The sequence below is a fragment of the Isoptericola sp. b515 genome, from assembly GCF_030588125.1.
Classification (GTDB): Bacteria; Actinomycetota; Actinomycetes; order Actinomycetales; family Cellulomonadaceae; genus Isoptericola; species Isoptericola sediminis.
On sequence record NZ_JAUQYR010000003.1, the window covers coordinates 93,623 to 120,389 of the forward strand.

28 protein-coding genes are annotated in these 26,767 nt (G+C 73.6%); 2 read left to right on the forward strand and 26 right to left on the reverse strand.

The features are described from left to right. Positions 1-20: 20 nt before the first annotated feature. The 16 genes from pyrF to Q6350_RS09520 all read right to left on the reverse strand — a co-directional run bounded on the left by pyrF (position 21) and on the right by Q6350_RS09520 (position 15,024). A complete protein-coding gene (gene pyrF / locus Q6350_RS09445; RefSeq protein ID WP_304604057.1) occupies positions 21-890 on the reverse strand; it encodes an orotidine-5'-phosphate decarboxylase in 870 nt (289 codons plus the stop codon). After that, positions 887-4,261 carry a carbamoyl-phosphate synthase large subunit gene (gene carB / locus Q6350_RS09450; RefSeq protein WP_304604058.1) on the reverse strand — a complete coding sequence of 1,125 codons (3,375 nt, stop codon included), beginning with the start codon at positions 4,259-4,261 and terminating at the stop codon, positions 887-889. Before carB ends, pyrF begins: the two co-directional genes overlap by 4 nt. Further along, on the reverse strand, positions 4,261-5,538 hold the full coding sequence (gene carA / locus Q6350_RS09455; protein WP_305066003.1) for a glutamine-hydrolyzing carbamoyl-phosphate synthase small subunit: 1,278 nt from the start codon (positions 5,536-5,538) through the stop codon (positions 4,261-4,263). Before carA ends, carB begins: the two co-directional genes overlap by 1 nt. After that, positions 5,535-6,089: a hypothetical protein gene (locus Q6350_RS09460; RefSeq protein WP_305066004.1), complete on the reverse strand. Its 555-nt coding sequence runs from the start codon at positions 6,087-6,089 to the stop codon at positions 5,535-5,537. Before Q6350_RS09460 ends, carA begins: the two co-directional genes overlap by 4 nt. Beyond that, complete coding sequence (locus tag Q6350_RS09465; RefSeq protein ID WP_305066005.1) at positions 6,086-7,423, reverse strand: dihydroorotase; 1,338 nt, start codon at positions 7,421-7,423, stop codon at positions 6,086-6,088. Before Q6350_RS09465 ends, Q6350_RS09460 begins: the two co-directional genes overlap by 4 nt. Then, positions 7,420-8,409, reverse strand: coding sequence for an aspartate carbamoyltransferase catalytic subunit (locus Q6350_RS09470; RefSeq protein WP_171248248.1), 990 nt, complete (start codon positions 8,407-8,409; stop codon positions 7,420-7,422). Before Q6350_RS09470 ends, Q6350_RS09465 begins: the two co-directional genes overlap by 4 nt. Next, positions 8,406-9,011, reverse strand: coding sequence for a bifunctional pyr operon transcriptional regulator/uracil phosphoribosyltransferase PyrR (pyrR, locus tag Q6350_RS09475; RefSeq protein WP_304604062.1), 606 nt, complete (start codon positions 9,009-9,011; stop codon positions 8,406-8,408). The genes Q6350_RS09470 and pyrR overlap by 4 nt, the downstream gene beginning before the upstream one ends. Before the next feature lie 122 nt (positions 9,012-9,133). Then, positions 9,134-9,550: a transcription antitermination factor NusB gene (nusB, locus tag Q6350_RS09480; protein WP_171248247.1), complete on the reverse strand. Its 417-nt coding sequence runs from the start codon at positions 9,548-9,550 to the stop codon at positions 9,134-9,136. Between the two features lies 1 nt (position 9,551). Further along, on the reverse strand, positions 9,552-10,115 hold the full coding sequence (efp, locus tag Q6350_RS09485; protein ID WP_171248246.1) for an elongation factor P: 564 nt from the start codon (positions 10,113-10,115) through the stop codon (positions 9,552-9,554). 97 nt (positions 10,116-10,212) lie between these two features. Next, entirely contained in the window at positions 10,213-10,584 is a 372-nt protein-coding gene (locus tag Q6350_RS09490; protein ID WP_171248245.1) for a hypothetical protein, read from the reverse strand. 4 nt (positions 10,585-10,588) lie between these two features. Then, positions 10,589-11,269, reverse strand: coding sequence for a hypothetical protein (locus Q6350_RS09495; RefSeq protein WP_305066006.1), 681 nt, complete (start codon positions 11,267-11,269; stop codon positions 10,589-10,591). Between the two features lie 60 nt (positions 11,270-11,329). After that, entirely contained in the window at positions 11,330-11,785 is a 456-nt protein-coding gene (locus Q6350_RS09500) for a type II 3-dehydroquinate dehydratase (protein WP_305066007.1), read from the reverse strand. A gap of 32 nt (positions 11,786-11,817) precedes the next feature. Next, positions 11,818-12,252 (reverse strand): TIGR03668 family PPOX class F420-dependent oxidoreductase, encoded by a 435-nt coding sequence (locus Q6350_RS09505; protein ID WP_305066008.1) that lies wholly within the window; start codon positions 12,250-12,252, stop codon positions 11,818-11,820. A 6-nt stretch (positions 12,253-12,258) separates the two neighbouring features. Then, complete coding sequence (locus tag Q6350_RS09510) at positions 12,259-12,624, reverse strand: iron chaperone (RefSeq protein WP_171248241.1); 366 nt, start codon at positions 12,622-12,624, stop codon at positions 12,259-12,261. 81 nt (positions 12,625-12,705) lie between these two features. Further along, positions 12,706-14,085, reverse strand: a complete 1,380-nt coding sequence (locus tag Q6350_RS09515; protein WP_305066009.1) for an MFS transporter — start codon at positions 14,083-14,085, stop codon at positions 12,706-12,708. Positions 14,086-14,148: 63 nt separating this feature from the next. After that, complete coding sequence (locus tag Q6350_RS09520) at positions 14,149-15,024, reverse strand: oxygenase MpaB family protein (protein ID WP_305066010.1); 876 nt, start codon at positions 15,022-15,024, stop codon at positions 14,149-14,151. A gap of 47 nt (positions 15,025-15,071) precedes the next feature. Between Q6350_RS09520 and Q6350_RS09525 the strand changes: the two genes are divergently transcribed. Together Q6350_RS09525 and Q6350_RS09530 are read left to right on the forward strand one after the other, a co-directional pair. Next, positions 15,072-16,031 carry an alpha/beta hydrolase gene (locus tag Q6350_RS09525; RefSeq protein ID WP_304604067.1) on the forward strand — a complete coding sequence of 320 codons (960 nt, stop codon included), beginning with the start codon at positions 15,072-15,074 and terminating at the stop codon, positions 16,029-16,031. After that, positions 16,028-16,834 carry a glycerophosphodiester phosphodiesterase gene (locus tag Q6350_RS09530; protein ID WP_305066011.1) on the forward strand — a complete coding sequence of 269 codons (807 nt, stop codon included), beginning with the start codon at positions 16,028-16,030 and terminating at the stop codon, positions 16,832-16,834. Before Q6350_RS09525 ends, Q6350_RS09530 begins: the two co-directional genes overlap by 4 nt. 77 nt (positions 16,835-16,911) lie before the next feature. Here the strand turns inward: Q6350_RS09530 and aroB are convergent, their stop codons facing one another. From aroB to rpsD, 10 genes are all read right to left on the reverse strand, one after another. Then, positions 16,912-18,054, reverse strand: coding sequence for a 3-dehydroquinate synthase (gene aroB / locus Q6350_RS09535; RefSeq protein ID WP_304607111.1), 1,143 nt, complete (start codon positions 18,052-18,054; stop codon positions 16,912-16,914). Then, complete coding sequence (locus Q6350_RS09540; RefSeq protein ID WP_304604070.1) at positions 18,051-18,578, reverse strand: shikimate kinase; 528 nt, start codon at positions 18,576-18,578, stop codon at positions 18,051-18,053. Before Q6350_RS09540 ends, aroB begins: the two co-directional genes overlap by 4 nt. Beyond that, complete coding sequence (gene aroC / locus Q6350_RS09545; protein WP_171248234.1) at positions 18,575-19,792, reverse strand: chorismate synthase; 1,218 nt, start codon at positions 19,790-19,792, stop codon at positions 18,575-18,577. Before aroC ends, Q6350_RS09540 begins: the two co-directional genes overlap by 4 nt. Before the next feature lie 77 nt (positions 19,793-19,869). Continuing rightward, positions 19,870-20,751 carry a shikimate dehydrogenase gene (locus tag Q6350_RS09550; RefSeq protein ID WP_304604072.1) on the reverse strand — a complete coding sequence of 294 codons (882 nt, stop codon included), beginning with the start codon at positions 20,749-20,751 and terminating at the stop codon, positions 19,870-19,872. Further along, entirely contained in the window at positions 20,751-21,899 is a 1,149-nt protein-coding gene (gene mltG, locus Q6350_RS09555; protein ID WP_304604073.1) for an endolytic transglycosylase MltG, read from the reverse strand. Before mltG ends, Q6350_RS09550 begins: the two co-directional genes overlap by 1 nt. Positions 21,900-21,941: 42 nt before the next feature. Continuing rightward, positions 21,942-22,448, reverse strand: coding sequence for a Holliday junction resolvase RuvX (ruvX, locus tag Q6350_RS09560; protein WP_304604074.1), 507 nt, complete (start codon positions 22,446-22,448; stop codon positions 21,942-21,944). Further along, the gene (gene alaS, locus Q6350_RS09565; RefSeq protein WP_305066013.1) at positions 22,441-25,137 is read right to left on the reverse strand and encodes an alanine--tRNA ligase; all 2,697 of its coding nucleotides are present in this window, start codon (positions 25,135-25,137) and stop codon (positions 22,441-22,443) included. Before alaS ends, ruvX begins: the two co-directional genes overlap by 8 nt. A 75-nt stretch (positions 25,138-25,212) precedes the next feature. Next, a complete protein-coding gene (locus Q6350_RS09570) occupies positions 25,213-25,560 on the reverse strand; it encodes a hypothetical protein (RefSeq protein WP_304604076.1) in 348 nt (115 codons plus the stop codon). After that, positions 25,557-25,934: a DUF948 domain-containing protein gene (locus Q6350_RS09575; protein WP_171248228.1), complete on the reverse strand. Its 378-nt coding sequence runs from the start codon at positions 25,932-25,934 to the stop codon at positions 25,557-25,559. Before Q6350_RS09575 ends, Q6350_RS09570 begins: the two co-directional genes overlap by 4 nt. Before the next feature lie 105 nt (positions 25,935-26,039). Beyond that, positions 26,040-26,666 (reverse strand): 30S ribosomal protein S4, encoded by a 627-nt coding sequence (gene rpsD / locus Q6350_RS09580; RefSeq protein WP_171248227.1) that lies wholly within the window; start codon positions 26,664-26,666, stop codon positions 26,040-26,042. Between the last annotated feature and the right edge of the window lie 101 nt (positions 26,667-26,767).

The window sequence follows — 26,767 nt, forward strand, 5'->3', positions numbered from 1 at the left end:
GGCCGGGACGTCCCGGCCGGTCAGCGCGCCGGACGCAGCGCCGCGGACACCTCGGCGACGGCCGCCGCGGCAGCACCGCGCAGAGCGCCGGCGTCGGGTCCGGCGGCCAGCACGCCCCGCGACGACGAGGCCAGGACCTGGCCTCGCGCGGCGCCGAACACGGCGGCCAGCTCGCGCTCCCCCGCGCCCTGCGCCCCGACCCCCGGGGCCAGCAGCGGACCGTTGACGGCCGACAGGTCCGTCCCGGTCGCGCGCACCGCGTCCCCGACCGTCGCACCGACCACCAGGCCGACCGACCCCAGCGGTTCGGCGTCGGCGTTCAGGGCCGCCGCCTCGGCCGCGACCGACGCGGCGACGCTGCGCCCGTCGGCGGCGACCGCGTGCTGCACCCGCGCGCCCTCCGGGTTGGAGGTCAGGCACAGCACGAAGACGCCGCGCCCCGTCCCGGCCGCCAGGTCCAGCGCCGGCCGGAGGGAGCCGAAGCCGAGGTAGGGGGTCAGGGTGACGGCGTCGCCCGCCAGGGGCGAGCCGTCCGCGAGGAACGCCTCGGCATAGCCGGCCATCGTGGAGCCGATGTCGCCGCGCTTGGCGTCGACGACCGTCAGGGTGCCCGCCGCGCGGGCGGCGGCCAGGACGTCCTCCAGGGCCGCCAGCCCCCGCGAGCCGTGCCGCTCGAAGAACGCCACCTGCGGCTTCAGGGCCGCCACCCGGCCGCCGAGCGCCTCGACGACACGCAGGCCGAACTCGCGCACACCGGTGGCGTCGTCGGGCAGGGACCAGGCCTCCAGCAGCGCCGCGTGCGGGTCGATGCCCACGCAGAGCGGGCCGTGGTCGTCCATGGCCCCGGCCAGCCGGGCCCCGAACGGCACCGGACCTGCCGGCGCGGTCACGCGTCCGCCCGGACGGCGGCCTCGCGACGCGCCACGGTGGCGGCGGTGTGCTCCTGCAGGCTGCCGACGTCGAACGGGCCGCCGCGCACGGCCTCGATCCCCTGCACCGCCGCGGCGAGCTGGTCGACCGTGGTGACCATGGGCTTGTCGGCGGCCGTCGTGGCCGCCCGGATCTCGTACCCGTCGGCACGCGCGCCCTGACCGGACGGCGAGTTCACCACCAGGTCGACCTTGCCGTCGTTGATGAGGTCGACGACGGTCGGCTCACCGTCCGCGCCCTCGCCCTGGGAGTACTTGCGCACGGTCGTGGCCGCGATGCCGTTGCGGGCCAGCACCTGGGCGGTGCCGGCCGTGGCCAGCACCTCGAAGCCGATCTCCGCCAGCCGCAGCACGGGGAAGACGATCGAGCGCTTGTCCCGGTCGGCGACCGAGACGAACACGGTGCCCCCGGTGGGCAGGCCCCCGTAGGCGGCGGCCTGCGACTTGGCGAAGGCGTGCGGGAAGTCCTTGTCGAACCCCATCACCTCACCGGTCGACCGCATCTCCGGACCGAGCACGGTGTCCACCACGTGCCCCTCGGCGGTGCGGAAACGCTTGAACGGCAGCACGGCCTCCTTGACGGCCAGCGGTGCGCCCAGGTCCAGGCTGCCGCCGTCGCCGGTGGCCGGCAGGACGCCCTCGGCGCGCAGGTCGGCGATCGACTCGCCGACCATGATGCGCGCGGCCGCCTTGGCCAGCGAGGCGCCCGTGGCCTTCGAGACGAACGGCACGGTGCGCGAGGCCCGCGGGTTCGCCTCCAGCACGTACAGCACGTCCGAGACCAGCGCGTACTGGACGTTGAGCAGCCCCCGCACGCCCACGCCGCGGGCGATCGCCTCCGTGGACCGGCGGATCCGCTCGATCTCGGCCTCGCTGAGCGACACCGGGGGCAGCACGCACGCCGAGTCGCCGGAGTGGATGCCCGCCTCCTCGATGTGCTCCATGACGCCGCCGAGGAACAGCTCCTCCCCGTCGAACAGCGCGTCGACGTCGATCTCCATGGCGTCGTCCAGGAAGCGGTCGATGAGCAGCGGGGCGGGCAGGACGCCGGGGGCGCGGGAGGTCACCGCGTGCGCCGCGGCCTCCTCCAGGGCGCGCTCGACGTACCCGGTGAGCTGGTCCGAGGAGTAGACGATCTCCATGCCGCGGCCGCCGAGCACGTAAGACGGGCGCACCAGCACCGGGTAGCCGATGCGGTCCGCGACGTCCCGGGCCTCACCCAGGGACCGCGCGGTGCCGAACGCCGGGGCCGGGAGGCCGGCCTGGGCGAGCACCTCGCCGAACAGGCCGCGGTCCTCGGCCGCGTCGATGGCCTCGGGCGTCGTGCCCAGGACCGGCAGACCGGCGTCGGACAGGCGCTGCGCCAGCGACAGCGGGGTCTGGCCGCCGAGCTGGACGATGATGCCCTTGACCGGCCCCGCGGCGAGCTCGGCCTCGTAGACCTCCAGGACGTCCTCGAAGGTCAGCGGCTCGAAGTACAGCCGGTCCGAGGTGTCGTAGTCCGTCGAGACCGTCTCGGGGTTGCAGTTGACCATGACGGTCTCGTAGGTGTCCTTCAGGGTCAGGGCGGCGTGCACGCACGAGTAGTCGAACTCGATGCCCTGGCCGATCCGGTTGGGTCCGGAACCGAGGATGATGACGGCTTCCCGCTCGCGCGGGGAGACCTCGGTCTCGGTGTCGTAGGACGAGTAGTGGTACGGCGTGCGCGCGGCGAACTCCGCGGCGCAGGTGTCCACCGTCTTGTACACCGGCCGCACGCCCAGGGCGTGACGCGCCTCGCGCACACCGGCCGCTCCCCCGGGCCCCATGGACCGCAGCGCGGCGACCTGGACGTCGGACAGCCCGTGGCGCTTGGCGAGCCGCAGCAGGTCCGCGGTGAGGTTCGGCGCGGCGGCCACCTCGGCGGCGACCTCGTTGACCAGCAGGATCTGGTCCAGGAACCACGGGTCGATCTTGGTCGCGTCGAAGACCTGCTCGAGCGTGGCGTGCCCCGCCTCGACCGCGCGCAGTGCCTGCTGGACGCCGACCAGACGCTGCTCGGTGGGCGTGCGGATCGCGGTGAGGAGCTCGGCCAGCTCGTCGCCGGACGGCGCCTCGCCGGTCCAGTGGAAGTCGACGCCGCCCTTGTCGATGCTGCGCAGCGCCTTGCCGAGGGCCTCGGTGAAGTTGCGGCCCAGGGCCATGGCCTCGCCCACGGACTTCATCGTGGTGGTGAGGGTGTCGTCCGCCGCCGGGAACTTCTCGAAGGCGAACCGCGGCACCTTGACCACGACGTAGTCGAGCGTCGGCTCGAAGCTGGCCGGGGTGACCTGCGTGATGTCGTTGGGGATCTCGTCGAGCGTGTAGCCGACGGCGAGCTTGGCGGCGATCTTCGCGATCGGGAACCCGGTGGCCTTGGAGGCCAGCGCCGACGAGCGCGACACCCGCGGGTTCATCTCGATGACGACGACGCGCCCCGTATCGGGCTCGACCGCGAACTGGATGTTGCAGCCGCCGGTGTCCACGCCCACCTCGCGGATGACCGCGATGCCGATGTCGCGCAGCGTCTGGTACTCGCGGTCGGTGAGGGTCATCGCCGGGGCGACGGTCACCGAGTCGCCGGTGTGCACGCCGACCGGGTCGACGTTCTCGATGGAGCACACGACCACGACGTTGTCGTTCTTGTCGCGCATGAGCTCCAGCTCGTACTCCTTCCAGCCGAGGATCGACTCCTCCAGGAGCACCTCGGTCACCGGGGAGTAGTGCAGGCCCTGACTCACGATGCGGCGCAGGTCCGCCTCGTCGTAGGCGAGGCCCGACCCGAGCCCGCCCATGGTGTAGGACGGCCGCACGACCATCGGGTAGCCGAGGTCCTCGGCGGCCTCGAGCGCACCGTCGACGGAGTGGATGATGCGCGAGCGGGCGGACTCGCCGCCGCAGACCTCGACGACCTCCTTGAACTCCTCGCGGTCCTCGCCCTTGCGGATGGCCGGGATGTTCGCGCCGATGAGCTCGACGCCGTACTCCTCCAGCACCCCGGCCTCGTGCAGCTCGATGGCCGCGTTGAGGGCCGTCTGCCCGCCGAGGGTGGGCAGCAGGGCGTCGGGTCGCTCCTTGGCGATGATGGAGGTGAGCACCTCGCGGGTGATCGGCTCGACGTAGGTGGCGTCGGCGAACTCCGGGTCGGTCATGATCGTGGCCGGGTTGGAGTTGACCAGCACGACGCGCAGGCCCTCCTCCTTCAGCACACGGCACGCCTGGGTGCCGGAGTAGTCGAACTCGCAGGCCTGGCCGATGACGATCGGGCCGGACCCGATGACCAGGACGGAGGAGAGGTCGGAACGGCGGGGCATCAGTTCTCCTTCTCGCCGGTGGTGGTGCCCGGTGCGGTCAGCGCCGTGAGCGCTGCGTCGGGGACGTGCACGGGCCGGCGGGTGGTCATGAGCTCGACGAAGCGGTCGAACAGGTAGGCGCTGTCGTGCGGTCCGGCGGCGGCCTCGGGGTGGTACTGGACGGAGAACGCCGGCAGGTCCAGGGCGGTCAGGCCCTCGACCACCCGGTCGTTGAGCCCGACGTGGGAGACGATGACGCGCCCGTAGCGGGTGTCGTCGTCGCGCTCGCCGTCGTGCGGGGCGGTGCTGACCGCCTCGACCGGGGCGTCCACGGCGAACCCGTGGTTGTGTGCCGTGACCTCCACCTTGTCCGTGGTGCGGTCCAGGACGGGCTGGTTGATGCCGCGGTGGCCGTAGCCGAGCTTGTAGGTGCCGTAGCCCAGCGCCCGGCCGAAGAGCTGGTTGCCGAAGCAGATGCCGAAGAACGGGATCCGGCGGTCGAGCACCCGGCGCAGGAGGTCGACCTCGGCCGTCGCGGCGGCAGGGTCGCCCGGGCCGTTGGAGAAGAAGACGCCGGACGGGCCGTCCTCGGGCAGCAGCGCGACGACGTCCTCGAAGGTCGCCGACTGGGGCACCACGTGCACGCGCACGCCACGTTCGGCGAGACGCGCGGGCGTCATCGCCTTGATGCCGAGGTCGACGGCCACCACGGTGGCCACGGGGTCGGCCCCGGCGAAGTCGCCGGAGGGCTCGACCGTGTAGGTCTCGGCGGTCGACACCTCGCGGGCGAGGTCCGCGCCGGCCATGGGCGGTGCGGCCCGCACCTCCGCCACGAGGTCCGCGACGTCCCGCTCGACGCCGTCGGTGAACAGCGCGTCGCCGGAGAAGATGCCGGCGCGCATGACGCCGAGCTCGCGCAGGTGGCGCGTGAGGAATCGGGTGTCGACGCCGGCGATGCTGACGACGTCCTGGGACGCCAGCTCCTCGTCGAGGCTGCCGGTGGCCCGCCAGCTCGAGTGCCGGCGGGCGGGGTCGCGCAGGACGTAGCCGGCGACCCAGATGCGGTGCGACTCGGGGTCGTCGGCGTTGATGCCGGTGTTGCCGATGTGCGGCGCGGTCATCACGACGATCTGGCGGTGGTAGGAGGGGTCGGTGAGGGTCTCCTGGTAGCCGGTCATGCCGGTGGAGAACACGATCTCGCCGACGGTGGCGCCCCGGGCGCCGTAGGCGGTGCCGCGGGCGACGGTGCCGTCCTCGAGGACGAGGACCGCCGGTTCGGTGCTGGTGGTGGTGCTCACTGCGGATCCTTCGGGCTCGGCGTGGACGGGGAGATCAGGGGCCGCACGGCGGCCAGGAGCCGGTCGTGGTCGGCCCGGTGGCGGGTGCGCAGCCCCGTGTCGACGGTGGTGGCCTCGACGGTGCCGTCGGCCGGCACCTGCCAGGTCAGCACGACGAGGCCGTCGCGCCCGACGTACTTGCCGGCCATGCCCGGCGCGGTCCCGGCGGCGCGCAGCGCGTCGGCGGGCAGCAGCAGGGGCCGGGCGGCGTCGCGGTCGACGACGACGCCGCCGGCGTACACGGTGACCTCGGCGTGGGACCGGTCGCCCAGTCCGTGGGCACCGATCCGGGCCAACCAGTCCCCGTGCAGGGTGCTGGAGACGTAGACGGCCTCCACCGGGCCGACGACCATCTCGCCGAGCTCTCCCTCGGTCAGGGGCGGCTCCGGCGGGGAGGGCACCAGGTGCCGGGTGCGGGTGGCCAGGCGACGGCGGCCGGTGAGGACGAGCAGCAGCAGGACGAGGCCGACGACGACCCAGATCCCGACGGCGACGGGCAGCGGCAGGTTCATCGGACCGCCTCCCCCACCGCGACCGGCGTGCCGTCGAGCACGGTCGCCCGGCCACGCAGGAACGTCGCGCGGACCTCTCCGGGCAGGGTGCGCCCGCGGAACGGCGTGTTGCCGCTCGCGGTGACCTGCGCGGCACCGTCGACCGTCCGGCGGACCGCCGGGTCGACGAGGGTGAGGTTGGCGGGCTCGCCGACGGCGACCGGTCGACCCTGGGCGGCCGGTCCGGTGTCGACCCGGCCGATCCGTGCGGGGGCGGCCGACAGCACCCGGGCGACGTCCGCCCAGGTCAGCCGCCCGGTGTCGACCATCGTCTCCTGCACCACGCTCAGCGCGGTCTCCAGGCCGGTCATGCCGAACGCGGCGGCGCCCCACTCGCAGTCCTTGTCCTCGCGGGTGTGCGGGGCGTGGTCGGTGGCGACGATGTCGATCGTGCCGTCGGCCAGGCCCTCGCGCACGGCCTCGACGTCGGCCGCGGTGCGCAGCGGCGGGTTCACCTTGAACGTGGGGTCGTAGCTGCGCGCCAGGTCGTCGGTGAGCAGCAGGTGGTGCGGGGTGACCTCGGCGGTGACGTCGATGCCCCGGGACTTGGCCCAGCGCACGATCTCCACCGACCCGGCGGTGGACAGGTGGCACACGTGCAGCCGCGAGCCGACGTGCTCGGCGAGGAGCACGTCGCGGGCGATGATCGCCTCCTCGGCGACGGCGGGCCATCCGGTCAGGCCGATCTCGCCGGAGACGACGCCCTCGTTCATCTGGGCGCCCTCGGTCAGGCGCGGCTCCTGGGCGTGCTGGGCGACGACGCCGTCGAACGCCTTGACGTACTCCAGCGCGCGCCGCATGAGCACGGGGTCCGCGACACACCTGCCGTCGTCGGAGAAGACCCGCACGTGGGCCGCGGAGTCGGCCATGGCCCCCAGCTCGGCGAGACGCTCGCCGTCGAGACCCACCGTCACGGCCCCGACGGGGTGCACGTCGACCCATCCGGCCTCCTGGCCGAGACGGTGGACCTGCTCCACGACACCGGCGGTGTCGGCCACGGGCGAGGTGTTCGCCATCGCGTGCACGGCGGTGAAGCCGCCGGCCGCGGCGGCCCGGGTCCCCGAGGCGACGGTCTCGGCGTCCTCGCGTCCGGGTTCGCGCAGGTGCGTGTGCAGGTCGACCAGCCCGGGCAGCAGGACCTGCCCGTCGGCCTCGACGACCTCCGCCCCGGTGGTGTCGGCCGCGCCGGCCGCGGTGATCTCGGCGACCATGCCGTCGCGCAGCACGACGTCGGCGGGCTCCCCGCCCAGCGGACGTGCCCCGCGCAGGACGTAGGTGGTGGACTGCTGGCTCACAGGTCGTTCCCTTCTGCCGAGTCCTCCCCGGCCATCAGCAGGTAGAGGGCCGCCATCCGCACGGCGACGCCGTTGGCGACCTGCTCGACGATGACGGCGCGGTCGGAGTCGGCGGCCTCCGCGGAGATCTCCAGGCCCCGGTTCATCGGGCCGGGGTGCAGCACGATCGCGTGGTCGGCCAGCCGCGCCAGGCGCCGGGCGTCCAGGCCGTAGTAGCGGGTGTACTCCAGCGGGCTCGGGAAGAACCCGCCCGCGCCGCCGGACATCCGTTCGCGCTGGACGCGCAGCATCATGACGGCGTCCGGCTGGAACTCCGCCAGGGTCTGGTCGAGGTGGTAGGACACGGCGCACGGCCACGTCTCCACCCCGACGGGGACGAGAGTGGGCGGGGCGACCAGGGTCACCTCGGCGCCGAGCGTGTGCAGCAGCGCCACGTTGGCCCGCGCGACCCGGGAGTGCAGCACGTCGCCGACGATGGCGACCTTCAGGCCTGCCAGGTCGGCACCGACGCCCTCGCCCGCGCCGCCGCGGAGACCCACGAGGTGCCGCCGGATCGTGTACGCGTCCAGCAGCGCCTGGGTGGGGTGCTGGTGCGTGCCGTCGCCCGCGTTGAGCACGCCCGCGTCCAGCCAGCCGGCGTGCGCGAGCTGGTAGGGGGCGCCGGAGGCCCAGTGCCGCACCACGACGGCGTCGGCGCCCATGGCGTGCAGCGTCAGGGCCGTGTCCTTGAGGGACTCTCCCTTGGAGACGCTCGACCCCTTGGCGGAGAAGTTGATGACGTCGGCGGACAGCCGCTTGGCGGCGGTCTCGAAGGAGATCCGGGTGCGGGTGGAGTCCTCGAAGAAGAGGTTGACCACGGTGCGCCCGCGCAGGGTGGGCAGCTTCTTGATCTCGCGGGACTGGGTCGCGGCCATCTGCGCCGCGGTGTCCAGCAGCAGCACCGCCTCGTCCTTGCTCAGGTCGGCGGTGGAGAGCAGGTGCTTCATCGCGCACCCCCCTCGCCGTGCTCGCGGCCGGAGATGACCACGGCGTCCTCGACCCCGTCGACCTCGGAGAGCAGCACGCGGACACGCTCCGAGGTGGAGGTCGGCAGGTTCTTGCCCACGAAGTCCGGGCGGATGGGCAGCTCGCGGTGCCCGCGGTCGACCAGGCAGGCCAGGCGGACCGCCCGCGGGCGGCCCAGGTCGCCGAGGGCGTCCAGCGCGGCGCGGATGGTCCGGCCGGAGTAGAGCACGTCGTCGACGAGCACGACCGTGCGCCCCTCGATCCCCGCCTGCGGCAGGCGGGTGACGCCGACGGCGCGGGTGGGCTGGCGACGCAGGTCGTCGCGGTACATCGTGACGTCGAGCTCGCCGGTGCTCGCGGCGGGGTCGAAGGCCGGTTCGATGCCGGCCAACCGCTCGGCGAGCCGGTGGGCGAGGGTCACCCCGCGGGTCGGGATGCCGAGCAGCACCACGTCGTCGGCGCCCTTGGCGCGTTCGACGATCTCGTGGGCGATGCGGGTGAGGGCGCGGGAGACGTCGCTCGCGCCGAGGACGGTCGTGCCGTCCGGGGTGGGGTCTGCGGGCAGCGCAGGGCCAGGGCTCAACGGGACTCCTTCTCCGCCTCACGGGACGGCATTAAAGGGGGTCTGTTCCGGGCAAGCCTAACCCGGAACCTCGGCGCCGGGTGCCGGGCGTCCGCACGGTGGACGCCCGGCGACCCGCGCCGTCAGTCGAGCAGGGTCGGCTTGATCTCCATCAGCCGCCCGAGGACGCCGTTGACGAAGCTCGGCGACTCGTCGGTGGACAGCTGGCCCGCCAGGTCCACCGCCTCGTCGACGGCCACGGCGTCGGGCACGTCGTCGTTGTACAGCAGCTCGTAGGCACCCACCCGCAGCAGCGACCGGTCGACCGCCGGCATGCGCGCCAGCGTCCAGTCGCGCGAGTAGGTCTCGAGCAGCTCGTCGATCCGCTCGCGGTGGGCGACGACGCCCTCGACGAGCTCGACGGTGTACTGCGGCACGCTCGCCTCGGCGTGCGGCTCGATCACCCGGTCGGCGAGCAGCACGAGCGGGTCCATCGCGCGCTGCTCCGACTCGAAGAGGATGTCGGCGGCGCGCTTGCGCGCCTTGGTCCGTGCGCCCACGTCAGTCGTTCACGCGGCCGAGGTACGACCCGTCACGGGTGTCGACCTTGACCTTGGTGCCCTGGTCGAGGAACAGCGGGACCTGGACCTCGGCGCCGGTCTCCAGGGTGGCCGGCTTCGTGCCGCCGGTGGAGCGGTCGCCCTGCAGGCCCGGCTCGGTGTAGGTGATCTCCAGCACGACCGACGGGGGCAGCTCGACGTAGAGGGGGACGCCCTCGTTCATGGCGACCATGACGCTCATGCCCTCGAGCATGTAGTCCTTGGCGCCGCCCACGACGGTCGTGGAGACCGGGATCTGGTCGTAGGTGTCGGTGTCCATGAAGACGAAGTCCTCGCCGTCCATGTACAGGTACTGGTAGTCGCGGCGGTCCACGTTGGCCGTCTCGACCTTCGCGCCGGCGTTGAACGTCTTGTCGACCACCTTGCCCGAGAGCACGTTCTTCAGCTTGGTGCGGACGAACGCGCCACCCTTGCCCGGCTTGACGTGCTGGAACTCGAGAACGGACCAGAGCTGGCCGTCGATGCGCAGCACGGTGCCGTTCTTGATGTCGTTGGAGGTAGCCACGGTGTTGTTCGTCCTCGACAGGTCTCGGGAAAGGATGGTCGGCCGGTCGCCCCGGCGGGATGTCGGCATCCCCGGCGGCAGAACGGCCCGGGACAGTCTACAGGGACGACAGCAGCGCCTGCCCGGCCACCCCGAGCGACCCCGCCCACACCAACGAGGCGAGGCTGCCCACGACGAACCGCTCCCCCGCCACGGGGTGCTCGCGCAGCTCCGGCAGCCGGCCCAGCGCCTTGACGGCGACGACGACGGCGACCCCCTCCGGGTAGCCGGCCAGGACGGTGCCGGTGATCGCGAACCGCTCGAGCAGACCGATCCACGTGCCGTTGCCGAGCACGGCCAGCGCCTCGGCCTGCGCCCGCGCCCCGGCCCGGGACTCGGCGTGCCGCAGCACGAGGGGCACCAGCCAGGCACCGCCCCCGACGCTCAGGGCGAGGGTGACCACCCACAGCCCGACGGCCCACCAGATCATCGCCTCACTCCTCCACCGGTCCGCCGGGTCCGTCCGCGGCGCACGCCGCCACGTCGGCCGCCCGCAGCAGCCGCGCGGCCAGGGGACGCACCGCCAGCTCCTCGGCCCACAGGGCGGTGCGCAGCCGTTGGCTGACCGCCTGCTCGCTCACGCCCAGGACCTCCGCCGTCGCCCGTTGCGGCGCCGCCGACGCCTCCTGCTCGCCGAGGGTATCGACGGCCTCCCAGCCGGCCGGGGACCGACGCGCCGCGACGGCGCCCAGCAGCCGGAGCAGCGACTGGGCGTCCCCGGCGATCGTGGCTCCCGGCTCGTCCGTGGCACCGACGACGGCGAGCGGCACGACGCTGCCGCGCCGCTTGGCGTCCTCGACCGCCTCGCGCGCGCGGACGAACGCCGGGCCGGACGCGGCGCGCGAGGCGGCCGGCAACGGATCCTGCACGGCCCCGACGCCGACGCCGACCGACCAGCCCCCGTCGCGCAGGAGGTCGGCGACGATCTCGACGGCGAGCCGTGCACCGTCGTCGCCGTCCAGCACACCCTGCACCTCGTCGCCGACCGTCCGGTCGAACCCGAGGCGCACGCCGGGCCGCTCGCCGCCCGTGCGGGTGCGCAGCAGCGCGAGCACCTCCGGCACGAGGTCACCCCGGGTGGTGCTGTCCCGCTGGTCCACCGTCAGCACGATCATGCATCAAGCATAGAAACTTGATGGTGCCTGATCAAGCAAGAGGGCTTGATATGCGGTGATCTAGTGCGAGAGCTTGTGAGCGATCGCCTCGAGCGCCAGACGGTAGGAGTCGAAGCCGAACCCGGCCACGGTCCCCGTCGCGATACCGGCGACCACCGAGTAGTGCCGGAACGACTCCCGCGCCGCCGGGTTGGACAGGTGCACCTCGACCAGCAGCAGCGACGACGTCGTCACCTGGGCCGCGGCGTCACGCAGCGCATAGCTGTAGTGGGTGAAGGCTGCAGGGTTGAGGACGACGTGCGACCGCGAGTCCACGGCCTCGTGCAGCCAGCCCACGATCTGCGCCTCGTCGTCGGTCTGGCGCACCTCCACGTCCAGACCGAGCCGCGCGCCCCAGTCGTCGGCGGCCTCGCGCAGGTCCGCCATCGACGCGTGGCCGTAGATCTCCGGCTCGCGCACGCCGAGCCGGCCGAGGTTCGGGCCGTTGAGGATCATCACGCGCGGTGTGTCGGTCATGTCCCGAGCCTAGCCAGCACTCCCCCGCCCGGTCACCGGGCCGCCCACCCGCGCCAGCGCTCCACGGCGAGCCGGACCACCGGACCGGACGGTCGCGCGCGTCGGTACGGCGCGTACCGGGCGGCCAGCGCGGCCAGCGCGGCCTCGCGGCCGGCGTCGTCCGACCGGGCGCGGACGTCCGCCCGGACCCACCACAGCCGGTCCCAGTCGTCGTCGTAGACGTCGACCAGCAGCGCCGCCCGCGGGTTGGCCCGCAGGTTGCGCAGCCGGCGCAGGTCGCTCGTCCGCTTGGGCTTGTGGTCGACGGCGGTCACCACGTCGACCCGGTCCGGGCCGCCCTCCAGCGCGGGAACCACGGCGAACGTCACCGGCACCAGGTGCGGCACGTCGTCGGCGGAGGTGGCGAGCACCGCGTGACGTGCCGCGGCGAACCGGTGGCGGCAGGTGGCCGCGTCGAGGGCCGGCACGGGCGTCTACACCGGCCGACGCGTCCGGAGGGCGTCGATCTCCTCACGGCGCAGCGTCACCAGCCGGTCCACGACCTCGCCGGGCAGCGGATGATCGGGCTGGAACGCGATCGACCCCTTCGTCACCCGGAAGTCGGCCAGCCGGTCGGCGAGCGCCACGATCGCCGCCGGGCTGAACGGGTAGACACCGACGTGGTGCGCCCGGGCGACGACGGCGAGCAGCGGGCTGTCCCGGTACCGCAGCGCCGGCATGCCGTAGCCGACACCCTCGGTGGCCTCGGGCACGAGCCGGCGCGCCCGGGCGACGACGTCGGCCACCGCGGACCGGTCGGGCTCGTCCAGGCCGGCCACGTACGCGGTCACCTGCCCCATGCGACCCATGCTGCGGGCGTCCCGGGTACCTCGCCAGCGGGTCGCACCGGCAGGTCCCGTGGGCAGGTCACGAGGGAGAGGTCAGCGTTCGGCGGGATCGGTGACCACGAGCATGAGCACCAGCCCGGCGAGCAGGACGGCGACGATCGCGAGCGTGCCCCAGATCGTCGCACCGGTCAGGGCGATGACGGCGGTCCACAGCGCCGGGGTCAGGAACGAGACGGCGCGGCCGGTGGTGGCGTACAGCCCGAACACCTCCGACTCCCGGCCCGCGGGCGTGACCCGCGCCAGGAACGACCGGGAGGCGGACTGCGCGGGCCCGACGAACGCCGTCAGGGCGAGCCCGGCGACCCAGAACACCGGAGCCCCCAGGGGGTACAGCGCGACGATCGCCGTGCCGCACAGCACCAGGGCGGCCAGCGACCACAGGATCACCGTGCGCGGCCCCAACCGGTCGTCGAAGAGCCCCGCGGCCATGGTGCTCACGCCGGCGATGAGGTTCGCCGCGATGCCGAAGATCATCACGTCGTTGTCGCCGAAGCGGTAGGACACGGCCGCGACGATCGCGCCAAAGGTGAACACGCCGGCCAGCCCGTCGCGGTAGACGGCGCTGGCCAGCAGGAACCAGAAGGTCGTGCGCGCGGTGCGCCACAGGTCGACGACGTCCCGCCACAGCTCGACGTAGCCCGCGAAGAACCCCACCCGGGGCCTGTCAGCGGCCGGCGGGGCCTCGGGCACCCGGCGGAAGAGCGGCCAGGCGAAGGCGACGGCCCACAACCCGCACCCGATCGCGATCGCCCGGTAGCCCCAGCCGTCCGAGGTGTCCATCCCGAAGAAGTCCGCGCTGCTGGCCACGACCACCAGGACGAGCGCGACGATCCCGCCCATGTAGCCCAGGCCCCAGCCCAGCCCGGAGACGCGACCCACGGTGGACGGCGTCGAGACCTGCGTGAGCATCGCGTTGTAGTTCACCCCGGCGATCTCCCCCGCCACGCTGCCCAGCGACACGAGCGCGGCCCCGAGCGCGAAGTACGCCGGCTCCGCCCGCACGAGGCCGAGACCGAACATCGCCACGACGAGCACGACCGTGCCCCCGGCGAGCCAGGCCTTGCGGCGGCCGGCCACGTCCGCCCGGCGGCCCAGCACCGGTGCGAGCAGCGCCACCAGCACCCCGCCGGCCGTGATCCAGGCGCCCAGCCCGCTGGAGAGCGTGGCCAGGGCGCTCTCCCGGGCCGGGTCGTCCGCGCCCAGCGCCGCCACGGACGGTTCCAGGAAGGCGTCGCTGGTCAGGTACAGGGCGGTGAAGACGAAGGTGACGATCACCGTGTTGAACGGCTGGGTGGCCCAGTCCCACAGGGCCCACGCCACCACGCGACGCCGCCGCTCGGTGGGCGGCAGCGTGGCGAAGGTGGCGGAGGCGTCGTCGTGGCCCGACGACGTCGTCGGTGTCGTGTCGCTCATGGTCGGTGAGTCTGGCGCATCCCGGGGGGTGGCGGGTAGCCCCGCGCGCTCGGGGTGCCGATCTCAGGCGGGTCGGCGGGGCGGCGGGTCTCCCGCGAGCGCCCACCGGATCGCGCGCGTGGCCAGGTGCCCGCCCACCCGGACGGGCGCGGGCTCACCGCGCAGCGGCCACGGGGCCGGGGTCAGCTCCTGGGCCCACCGGGGCAGCGCTCCGTAGGAGGCCGCAGCGAGCAGGACGTAGGGGCCGCGGGCCGTCCACGGCAGCGGGGGTTCGGCGAGCAGGAACCGGGCGACGTCGCGCGAGGCGTCCGTGGCGGCGAGCTCGTCGCGGTACTCGTCCAGGGCCTTGCGCAGCTCGGTCCGCGAGCGTGGTGGCCGGTCCGCGCCGAGCCGCTCGGCGACGGTCGCGGTCTCGGCGAGGTAGGCGTCGCACCCGGCGCCGTCGAGCGGGCGGCGGCCGTACCGCTGGTGGGCGCCGAGAAAGCTGTCGACCTCGGCGACGTGCACCCAGCGCAGCAGCCACGGGTCGTCGGCCGCGTAGGGTCGTCCGTCGGGCGCGACGCCGGCGACGCGCGCGTGCACGGCCCGGACGACGTCGACCGCCCGCTGGGCGTCGTCCGCGGTGGCGAAGGTGGTCTCGGCGAGGAACGTGCTGGTGCGGCCCAGCCGGCCCCACGGGTCGCCCCGGTAGCCGGAGTGGTCCGCCACGGCCGCCATGGCCAGGGGGTGCAGCGACTGCAGCAGCAGGGCGCGGACCCCGCCGACGAACATGGAGGCGTCGCCGTGCACGCGGGCGATGGCGGAGTCGTCGGCGAACCAGCGCGGCCCGGGGCTCGTGTGGATGCGTTCGCGCGCGGCACGGCCGGCGCTGCCGCCGGAGACCTGTTCGAAGAGCTGCCGGCCGGCGCGGCGCTGGAGATGGCGCAACGGGGATCGCACGGACCCATTCTGCGCCAGGTCCGGGGATGCTCCGGTAGGTTGCCGGTGTGCGCGACGACACCGTGGCCACCACCTGGCGGCCGGACGAGCTGCTGGGCGGGCCGTTCGAGAGCACGCCGGTCGGCGGGGGCACGCTGGTGCGCTCGGCCACGGCTCCCCCGCGTCCGCGCGCCGTGGTGCTGCACCTGCACGGCTACAACGACTACTTCTTCCAGGACCACTTCGCCCGGGCGCTCGAGGAGCAGGGCGTCGCCCTGCTGGGCGTCGACCTGCCGGGCGCGGGACGCTCGCTGCGCGCCGACCAGATCCCGCACTTCGTCACCGACCTGCGCGAGCACGGCCCCGCGCTCACCGCCGCGGTGCACGCCGCCCGAGCGGCCGCGCACGGCGTCCCGCTCGTCCTGCACGCGCACTCGACCGGCGGGCTGCTGGCGGCGCTGTGGGCGCACGCCCACCGGGGCCGGGGCGACGTCGACGCCCTCGCGCTGGACAGCCCGTTCCTCGACCTGCACGCCTCGTGGCTGCAGCGCACCCTGGGCACCTGGGTGCTGGACGCCGTCGGACCGTGGTCGCCGACGGCGGTGCTGTCGACGACCCCGTCCGTGTACGCGACGCACCAGCTCGCGACGAACGGCGGCCGGTGGGACTTCGACGTGCGCTACAAGAGGCCCGAGGGTCAGCCGGTCCGTGCCGGGTGGCTGCGCGCGGTGCGCCGCGGCCAGGCCCGGGTGGCGCGAGGGCTGGCCATCGATGTCCCGGTGCTGGTGGCACGCTCGGACCGCTCCGGTCCGGACGTGGCGACCAACCCCGACCTCGACGTCCAGGACACGGTGCTCGACGTCGCGCAGATCGCCCGGCTGGCACCGCGCCTGGGCGATCGGGTCGACACCCTGACCGTGCCGGGCGGGGTGCACGACCTGCTGCTGTCCCGCGAGGAGCCCCGCCTGCGGTACCTCACCGGCCTGACGGGCTGGATCGACGACGTCGTGACAGGGTCGAAGCCATGAACGAGCACCGCAGCACCCACCCGTACCTCGACCCGCGCCCCGGCACCCCCGGCCGGCAGGTGGTCGCGCTGGCGCACCGGGGCTTCTCCCACGGGGACGAGAACCTGGAGAACTCGATGGCCGCGTTCGAGGCGGCCGTCGACCTCGGCTTCGGCTACGTGGAGACCGACGCGCACGGCACCCGCGACGGCGTCGCCGTCGCGCTGCACGACTCCTCGCTGGACCGCACCACCGACGGCAGCGGCGAGGTGGCCGACCAGACCTGGGACCAGGTGTCGCGCGCCCGGATCGGCGGGCAGGAGCCCGTGCCCCGGCTGGACGACCTGCTGGGCACCTGGCCGGACCTGCGGGTCAACATCGACGTCAAGGGAGACTCGAGCATCGAGCCCGTGGCCGAGGCGATCGAGCGCACCGCGAGCCACGACCGGGTCTGCGTCACGTCGTTCTCCCCGGGCCGGCGCCGGCGCACGCTGGCGAGGATGTCCCGGCCGGTGGCCACCAGCGCGGGTACGAGCGAGGTGCTCGGGTTCCTCGCCGGGGCCCGGCTGCGGGTCCCCGGTCTCGTGCAGCGGGCGCTGCGCGACGTCGACGCCCTGCAGGTGCCGCCGGCGCAGGGCGGCGTCACCGTGGTGGACGCCGCCACGGTGGCCGCGGCGCACCGCGCGGGTCGGCACGTGCACGTCTGGACCATCAACGACCCGGACGAGATGCGCCGGCTGCTCGACCTCAACGTCGACGGCATCGTCACCGACCGCGCCGACCTGCTGCGCGACGTCCTGCGCGAGCGGGGCCTCTGGTCCTGACCGACCCGTTGTGGGCATGAAGAATGCGGGTCCCGGCAGCGGGAACCCGCATTTTTCATGCCCACAACGGGCGGGGGTCAGGCGCCGAGCTGGACGGTGACCCCCGGGTTGCCCGACGGCGGTTCCTTGGAGATCTCGGCGTAGGCGGCCGCGAGGACCGTCGGGTCGGGCCCCTCGAGCCGCACCGGCTTGGCGACGTCGTCGAGCACGACGAAGCGCAGCAGGTCGCCGCGCGTCTTCTTGTCGCGGCGCATGGCGGCCAGGAGCTGGTCCCAGCGGTCCCCGCGGTACGTCGTCGGCAGCCCGAGGGCCGTGAGGATCTCCCGGTGCCGGTCGACGACGGCGTCGTCGAGCTTGCCGCCGAGGCGTCCCAGCTCGGCGGCGAAGACCATGCCCACGGCGACGGCCGCGCCGTGCCGCAGCTGGTACCGCTCGACCAGCTCGATCGCGTGGCCCAGGGTGTGCCCGTAGTTGAGGATCTCGCGCAGGCCCTGCTCGGTGAGGTCCTCCCCCACGACGCGCGCCTTGACGCGCACCGACCGCTCGATGAGCTCGGTCAGGACGTCCCACGTCTCCTCGGAGGTGTTCGGTCCCTCCCACTCGCGGATCGCGTCGGCGTGCTCCTCGACCAGCTCCAGGATCCGCTCGTCGGCGATGAACCCGGTCTTGACCACCTCGGCCATACCCGCCACGAGGTCCCACCGCTCCAGCGACTCCAGCGCGGCCAGGTCGCACAGCACGCCGGCCGGCGGGTGGAACGCGCCGACGAGGTTCTTGCCCTCGGCGGTGTTGATGCCCGTCTTGCCCCCGACGGCCGCGTCGACCATGGCGAGCAGCGTGGTCGGCACGTGCACGACCCGGATGCCGCGCAGCCAGGTGGCCGCGACGAACCCGGCCAGGTCCGTCGTCGCGCCGCCGCCGACCGCGACGATCGCGTCCGAGCGGGTGAAGTCGGCCTGGCCCATGACCTGCCAGCAGAAGGCCGCGACCTGCGCCGTCTTCTGCTCCTCGGCGTCGGGGAGCTCGGCGGCGAACGCCTCGTACCCCTGCGCGGCGAGGTCCTCGCGCACGGCGTCCCCGGTGGCCTGCAGCGAGGCCGGGTGCATCACCAGGACCCGGCGCACCCCCTCCCCGAGCAGGGTCGGGATCTCCCCGAGCAGGTGGCGGCCCACGACGACGTCATAGGGCTTGTCACCGGGCACGGTCACGCGGACCGTCATGAGCGGACCTCCTGAAGGATCTCGTCGGCGACCTGCGCGGCGGTGCGCTCGTCGGACACCACCACCGTGGTCGCCAGTCGTTCGTAGGTGGGGCGGCGCGCCTGCATCAGCTCGGCCCAGCGGCCGCGCGGGTTGCCCACCAGCAGCGGGCGCGACCGGTTGAACCCGACCCGCGGGGCCGCCTGCGCCAGGGAGACGTCCAGGAACACGACGGTCCCCCCGTCGGCCGCGTAGCCCGTCAGGGCGCTCTGGGTGTGCGCGTCCATGACGGCACCGCCGCCCAGGGCCAGGACGCCGTCGTGGGTGGCGAGGGCCGTGGTGACGGCCTCGCGCTCGAGCTCGCGGAACCGGGGCTCGCCGTCGTCGACGAAGATGTCGGCCACCGCCTTGCCGGCCGTGCGCTCGACGTCGGCGTCGGTGTCCCGGAACGCGACGCCCAGGCGCTCGGCGAGGATCCTGCCGACCGTGGTCTTGCCGCTGCCGGGCGGGCCCGTGAGCACCACCCGCGGTCGCGTCGCCGTCATCGCAGCAGCTCGGGGATCGACGCCAGGTAGGCCTCGGCGTTGCGCCGCACCTCGGCGACCGAGTCGCCGCCGAACTTCTCCAGGGCGACCTGCGCGAGTTCCAGGGCGACCATCGCCTCGGCCACGACGGCGGCCGGCGGCACCGCGCACACGTCAGATCGCTGGTGGTGGGCGGTGACCTCCTCGCCGGTGGCGACGTCGACGGTCGCCAGGGCGCGGGGCACGGTGGAGATGGGCTTCATCGCGGCCGAGACCCGCAGCACCTCGCCGTTGGTCATGCCGCCCTCGATACCGCCGGCCCGGTTGGACCGGCGCACGATCCGGCCGTCGGCGTCCCGCTCGATCTCGTCGTGCGCCGCCGACCCGCGCCGGCGGGCCGTGCGGAAGCCGTCGCCCACGCCCACGCCCTTGATCGCCTGGATCCCCATGAGGGCGGCGGCGAGGCGGGCGTCGAGGCGGCGGTCGGAGTGGGTGTAGGTGCCCAGGCCGGTCGGGACGTCGTAGGCGAGCACCTCGACGACGCCGCCGAGGGTGTCGCCGTCCTTGCGGCAGGCGTCGATCTCCGCGACCATCGCCTCGCTCGTGGGGCCGTGGAAGCAGCGCACCGGGTCGGCGTCCAGCGCGGCGACGTCGTCGGGCGTGGGCAGGTCGGCGTCCTCGGGGACCTCGACGGTCCCGATGGCGGTCACGTGGCTGACCAGCCGCACGCCGAGCGCCTGCTCGAGGAACTTGGCCGCGGCGGTGCCCAGCGCGACCCGCGTCGCGGTCTCCCGGGCGCTGGCCCGTTCCAGGACCGGCCGGGCGTCGTCGAACCCGTACTTGCGCATGCCCACCAGGTCCGCGTGGCCGGGGCGCGGGCGGGTCAGCGGCCGGTTGCGGGCGATCTCGCGCTCGTCGCCGGTGCCGGCGTCGCGCAGCAGCGCCTCGCGCGGCACGGGGTCGGCGGACATCACGTCGACCCACTTGGGCCACTCGGTGTTCGCGATCTCGATCGACAGCGGACCGCCCTGGGTCACGCCGTGGCGCAACCCGCCCAGGACGCGGACCTCGTCCTTCTCGAACTTCATCCGGGCGCCGCGGCCGTAGCCGAGGCGGCGCCGGGCGAGGGCGTCCTGGATGTCGGAGGTGAGGATCTCCACCCCGGCGGGCAGTCCGTCCATCAGGCCCACCAGGGCCTGACCGTGCGACTCCCCGGAGGTCAACCAGCGCAGCATGCTCGCGATTCTGTCACGCCCGCGGGGCGACCGACGTCGACGGTCGGATGGCGGACGTCACCCCCGGGCGGTCGTGCTCAGCCCGTCGGGGCTCCGAGCGCTCGCTGCAGCGCGGCGTCCATGGCGTCGACGGGCCCGGGACGACCGGTCATCAGCCGGACCTGCTCCACCGCCTGGTGCAGCAGCATCCGCTCCCCGCCGACGACGGTCCCGCCGGTCGCCGCCCACGCCTGGGACACGGCGGTCGGGCGCGGGTCGTAGACGACGTCCAGCAGCACGCCGTGAACGCGTGTCCCCCGTGTCCGCAGCGACGCGGCGACCGGGTCCGCGGCACGGGCCGGCATGGTCGAGACCACGACGTCGGCGTCGGCGAGCACGTCGGGGGCCGTTGCGGTGTCGAGCACCTCGTACCGCGGCGTCACGCCCATCCGTGCGGCGGCCTCCTGCAACGGCCCGGTCCGCCCGAGGTCACGCACGAGCACCAGCGGTGCCGTGCACCCCAGCTCGCCGAGGGCGGCCAGCGTGGACGCGGCGGTCGCTCCCCCGCCGAGCACGACGGCATCGCGCACCGTCACGTCGCGGGTGCCGTGCCGCTCGGTCAGTCCCTCACGGACCGCCTGCACCAGCCCGTGCACGTCGGTGTTGGTCCCGGTGAGGGACACACCGGCCCGTGCCGGAGCGACCAGCACCGTGTTGACGGCACCGACCACCTGCGCCAGCGGGTCGACGTGGTCGACCAGCTTCATCACCGCGTGCTTGAGCGGCATGGTGACGCTCAGCCCCGCCCAGGCCAGGTCCAGACCGCGCACGACCCCGGACAGCTGCTCCACGGTCGTGTCGATCGCGGAGTACTGCCATCCCTCGAGACCGAGCGCCTCGTACGCCGCCGTGTGCAGGGTCGGCGACAGCGAGTGCGCGACCGGGTGTCCCACGACGGCCGCGCGCCTCACCGCTGCCATCAGTAGCCGTTCTCCGCTTCCCAGGCGCGCAGCTCCGCGACGTTCTGCTGGTGCTCCTCGAACGTCTCGGCGAACTTGGTCTCGCCCGTGTCGAGATTGACCGCGACCCAGAAGATCCAGTCACCCTCCGGCGGGTTCGCGACGGCCTCGACCGAGGCGGCTCCGGGGTTCGCGATGGGCCCCGGCGGCAGCCCGGCGTGCTGGTACGTGTTGTACGGGTTGCTCGGATCGTTGGTGTCGTCCCGGGTCAGCTCGGTGCCGGGGATCCCGAGACCGTAGGCGACCGCCGCATCGATCTGCAGACGCTGGCCGATGTCCAGACGATTCTCGATGGCCCGAGCCATCTTCGGACGGTCCTCGTCGGCCCGGGCCTCACGCTCGACGAGCGACGCCTTGATGAGCACGTTCTGCCGGTCGTCCTTGGCCACGCCCAGCGAGTCGAGCTCGGCCTTGGTCTGGTCGATCATCGTCGACAGCAGGTCGACGGCCGTGTCCCCCGGCTGGACGGCGTAGGTCTTGGGGAACAGCCAGCCCTCGGCGTCGCCGTCGGCCTCGCCGGGCAGCCCGATCTTCTTGGGCGAGTCCAGGGCCGCGGACAACTCGTCCTGCGTGATGGGCGTGACGGAGGCGATCTTGTCGACGACCTGCTCGACCGTGAACCCCTCGGGGATGGTCACGTTGGTCTCGACCTTCTCGTTCGCGACCAGCGCCTCGACCGCGTCGGCGGCACGCATCTGGGTGTACAGCTCGTAGGTGCCCGGCTGGATGCCGGACGCACCCGGCGTGGCGTCGAACGCCGCGTTGAACGCGCCCACGCTGGCGACCACGTCGGCCTCCACGAGCGCCGACCCCATCATCGCGCCCGTGGCGCCCTCGGGGATCTTGACCTGCACCGGGTCGACACCGGGTCCGGCGTAGTCCTCGGGCGCCGAGTCGAACAGGTCGAACCCCGACAGCGAACTGCCGAGCCGGTCGACGAGGAAGTAGCCGCCGACGCCGAGGACGCCGAGCAGCACCACGAGGATGACGGCCGTGCGACGCTGCCGCTGGCGCCTGCGCTTGCGCGCCGCGCGCTTGCTCGCCGCTGAGCGTCCCCGCGACGGCGAGGCGTGCCGCTGGACGGTGGTGGTCTCGAAGAGATCCGTCACGCCGGAAACATCCTTCTCATGGAACGGTCACTGGACATGCTCTCACGCCACCTCGACCAGCTCGCCGACCCGGTCCCCCGTGGTCCGCTCCGCCTCGAGTGCGTGTTGCAGAATGATAACGGCTGCGGCTTGGTCGATGACAGGGCGGTGCTTGGCCGTCTTCTTGCCCGCGGCCCGGAGCTGGGCATGGGCCGTCACCGTCGTCATCCGTTCGTCCACCAAGCGGACCGGCACCGGATCGACCGCGGCGGCCAGTCGGCCCGCGAACTCCCGGGCGTCCGTGGTCGCGGCCCCCTCGTTCCCCGACAGGTGCCGGGGCAGGCCGACGTAGACCACGGCGGCCGACCGCTCGGCGACCTCCGCAGCGATCCGCGCGACGTCCGCCGTCGGCCCCGGCGCACCGTCCGTGCCGGTCGGCACGGACAGCACGCGGCCCACGGTCTCGACCGGCGTGGCGACCAGCCCGTCCGGGTCGGACCCCGCCAGGCCGATCCGGGCCCTGCCGACGTCGACGCCGAGCCGGGCACCACGCGGCAGCGCGTCAAGCACCGGCGGCCTCGCGCACCTGGGCCCGGACGCCGTCGAGCGCCGCCGGGACCGCCCCGACGTCGGAGCCGCCGCCCTGGGCGAGGTCCGGCTTGCCGCCGCCCCCGCCGCCGAGGGTCCGGGCAGCGGTCTTGACGAAGTCCCCGGCCCGCAGGCCGGCGTCCCGCGCCGCCGCGTTGGTGGCGACGACGACGAGCGGACGACCGTTCGACTCCCCGGCGACCGCGACGACGGCGGCGTCCGACTCGCCGAGCCGGCCCCGGACGTCCAGCGCGAGCGTGCGCAGGTCGTCCGCGGAGCCGACCTCCCCGGCGTCGTGCGCGACGACCCGCACGTCGCCTTCGCGGGACGCCTCGGCGGCCAGCGTCGCGGCCTGCGCCAGCAGCTGTCCCTGACGCAGGGTGGCGAGCTCCTTCTCGGTGTCCCGCAGGCGGCTCATGAGCGAACCCACCCGGTCGGTCAGCTCCTCGGGCCGCGCGTTGAGCATGCCGGTCAGCTGACCGACCAGCGCGTGCTCCTTGGCGTGGAAGCCGTAGGCGCCGGCGCCGACCAGCGCGTCCACACGGCGCACCCCCGAGCCGATGGACGACTCCCCGAGCAGCGCCACCCGACCGACCTCGCCGGTCGCGCCGACGTGCGTGCCGCCGCACAGCTCGCGCGACCACTCGCCGCCGATGGAGACGACCCGGACGTTCTCGCCGTACTTCTCCCCGAACAGCGCCATCGCGCCCAGCTCCTTGGCCCGGGACAGCGGCATGACGGCGTCGGTGACCTCGAGGTTCTCCGTGAGGCGCTCGTTGACCCGCTCCTCGATCTCGCTGAGCTGGGCGGCCGAGACGGCCGTGGGCGAGCGGAAGTCGAACCGGACCCGGCTCGGCGCGTTCTCCGACCCGGCCTGGGTGCGGTCCTCGCCGACCATCTCGTGCAGCGCCTTGTGGATCATGTGCGTCGCCGAGTGCGCCCGACTGATGGCCACGCGCCGACCGGCGTCGATCGTGGCGGTCCCGGGGTCGCCGAGCGCCACGGTGCCCTCCACCAGACGGCCGCGGTGCACGGACAGCCCCGCCACGGGACGCTGCACGTCGTCGACCTCGATCGTGGCGCCGGAGTCCAGCGTGATGGTGCCCTGGTCCGCGAGCTGGCCACCGGCCTCGGCGTAGAACGGCGTCCGGTCCAGGACGACCTCGACCTCCGCGGGGGCCGTGGCGGCCGGCGCGGACGCGCCGTCCACGAGAAGCCCCTCGACGTGCACCGAGGCCTGGTGGTCGGAGTACCCAAGGAACTCGACGGGGGCCGAGAGCTTCTTGGACAGCTCCTCGTAGGCCCGCAGGTCCCCGTGGCCGGTCTTCTTCGCCAGCGCGTCGGCGCGCGCCCGCTGCTTCTGCTCCGCCATGAGGTCGCGGAACGCCTTCTCGTCGACCCGGACGCCCTGCTCGGCGGCCATCTCGAGGGTCAGGTCGATCGGGAACCCGTAGGTGTCGTGCAGCTGGAAGGCCTCGGCCCCGCCGAGGACGACCGGACCGCCGTCGGCGGTCGTCTTGGCACGCTGCACCGCGGTGTCCAGGATCGTCGTGCCGGAGGCGAGCGTGCGCCGGAAGGCGTCCTCCTCGCCGTAGGCGACGTCGGCGATGCGCCCGAAGTCCGTCTCGAGCTCGGGGTAGGACGCCTTCATCGCGTCCTTGGAGACCGGCAGCAGGGCGGGCAGTGCCTGCTCGTCGACGCCGAGCAGGCGCACCGCGCGCACCGCGCGGCGGATGAGCCGCCGCAGCACGTAGCCGCGACCCTCGTTGGCGGGGCGGACGCCGTCGCCGATGACCATCAGCGCCGAGCGCACGTGGTCCGCGACGACGCGCATGCGCACGTCGTCCTCGAGGTTCGCGCCGTAGCGCTTGCCGGTCATCTCCTCGACGGTGGCGATGACGGGGTAGACCTCGTCGATCTCGTAGAGGTTCTCCTTGCCCTGGAGGAGGTAGGCGATGCGCTCGAGGCCGGCGCCGGTGTCGATGCTCTTGTGGTCGAGCTCGCCCAGCAGCGGGTAGCTCTTGCCCTGTCCCTCACCGCGGACGAACTCGTCGAAGACGAGGTTCCAGATCTCCAGGTACCGATCGCCGCCCGGGTCCACCGTCCCGCCCTCGGCCTCGGGTCCGTAGGCCGGACCACGGTCGTAGTGCCACTCGGCGCAGGGGCCGGCCGGCCCGGGCTGGCCCGTGTCCCAGAAGTTCTCCTCGCGCGGCAGCCGCACGACGTGCTTCGGGTCCAGGCCGATGCCCTTCGTCAGGGCGTCGTAGGCCTCGGTGTCCTGCTCCCAGATGGTGACCCACATGCGGTCGCCGTCGAAGCCGTAGCCACCGGCGCTCTGCTCGGTCGTCAGCAGCTCCCACGCGAAGTCGATGGCCTCGCGCTTGAAGTAGTCGCCGAACGAGAAGTTGCCGTTCATCTGGAAGAACGTGCCGTGCCGCGTCGTGCGCCCGACGTTCTCGATGTCGTTGGTGCGGATGCACTTCTGCACGCTGGCGGCCCGGGGCCAGGGCGCCTTCTCGGTGCCGAGGATGTACGGGATGAACGGCACCATGCCGGCGATCGTGAAGAGGATCGACGGGTCCGGCGAGACCAGCGGGACGCTCGGGACGATCTCGTGGTCCTTCGAGCGGAAGTAGTCCAGCCAACGCTGGCGGATGTCGGCGGTGCGCATGGTGTCCTTCGTCAGAGTCGTTGCCTGGTGGCCCTGGGGCCATTGTCCCGCGCCGGAGCGGTGCCGGCGGCGGGCTCAGAACGAGTAGCCCAGCTCGTCCTCGTCGGCGCGCGTGGCGGCCTCCGGGTCGACGGCGGCGTGCCGGCCGCGGCGGGCCCGGACGTCGACGTCGTCCGGGTGCGGCTGGCCCTCGGCGAGCAGCGCCGCGACGAGCTCGTCCTCGCGGGACTCGCGGGCCACGGAGAACTCGTGCCGGAACGTCTCCAGGAAGGTCCCGGTGCGGCGCGAGACGTCACGTCCGAGGTCCTCGGCACGTGCGGCGACGGCCTCGGGGGTGTAGCGGGCCACCAGCCGCCGACCACGCTGGATCACGACGACCGTGATCGTCACGCCCACGCCCACCCAGAACAGCCGCCGCGTCATCGCGACGCCCCGTTCCCGGTCGACGACCGCCAGGCCTTGCCCAGGCCCTGGCGCACGCCGTAGGAGAACGCGGCGACCTTGACCAGGGGGCGACCCAGCGTCGAGGCGTACAGACCGGCCAGGGCCGAGACGTTCTCGCTCACCTGGGCGGCGGACGTCGTGATGACGTCGACCTTGACGAGCTGGTCGTTCGTCGAGGACACGGTGCTCGCGGCCTCGTCGAGGATCGGCACGGAGTGCTCCGTGAGCTCACGGATGCTGCGCGAGGTCTCGTCGAGCGTCCGCCCGAGCTTGACCAGCGGGACGGCCAGCAGGCCGACCAGCAGCACGAATGCGATGGCGGCGATCAGTCCCGCCACGTCCCCCACGGTCATCTCTCATCTCCTCGGTCGGGTGAGTCGCCACCCTATCCAAACGACGACGCCCCGTCCCCGATCGGGGGACGGGGCGTCGTGCCTGCTGAGCGCGGTGGCGCTGGATCAGCGGGCGTAGTACTCGACGACCATCTGGACGTCGCAGGTCACGGGGACCTCGGAGCGCTTCGGGGCGCGGGTCAGCGTCGTCGACAGCTTCTCCAGGTTGACGTCCAGGTAGCCCGGGACCTCGGGCAGCACGTCGCGGTGCGCACCGGCGGCGGCGACCTGGAACGGCGTCGTGGTCTGCGACTTCGGCTTGACCTGGAGGGTCTGGCCGGGCTTCACGCGGAACGACGGGCGGTCGACGATCTTGCCGTCCACCATGATGTGGCGGTGCGTCACGGCCTGGCGCGCCTGCAGGATGGTGCGGGCGAAACCGGCACGGAGCACCAGCGCGTCGATGCGGGTCTCCAGGTCCTCGACCATGACCTCACCGGTCAGACCCGGGTGCTTGCGGGCGTTCTCGTAGACCTTGAGCAGCTGCTTCTCGCGCAGCGCGTACTGGGCGCGCAGACGCTGCTTCTCGCGCAGACGCACCGCGTAGTCGGACTCGGTGCGGCGGCGGGCACGGCCGTGCTCGCCCGGGGGGTACGGACGCTTCTCGAAGTGGCGGACGGCCTTCGGGGTGAGGGCCAGACCGAGCTTGCGGCTCAGGCGCACCTGGCGGCGCGACTTGCGGACTGCAGTCACAGTGTTCTTCCTGTCCTGTCGTGGTTCTGAGGTCACACCCGAGGCGCAGCGGTCCGTGGACCAGGGCGTCGGGTGCGGGACCAGCCGACGGAACCCTCGTC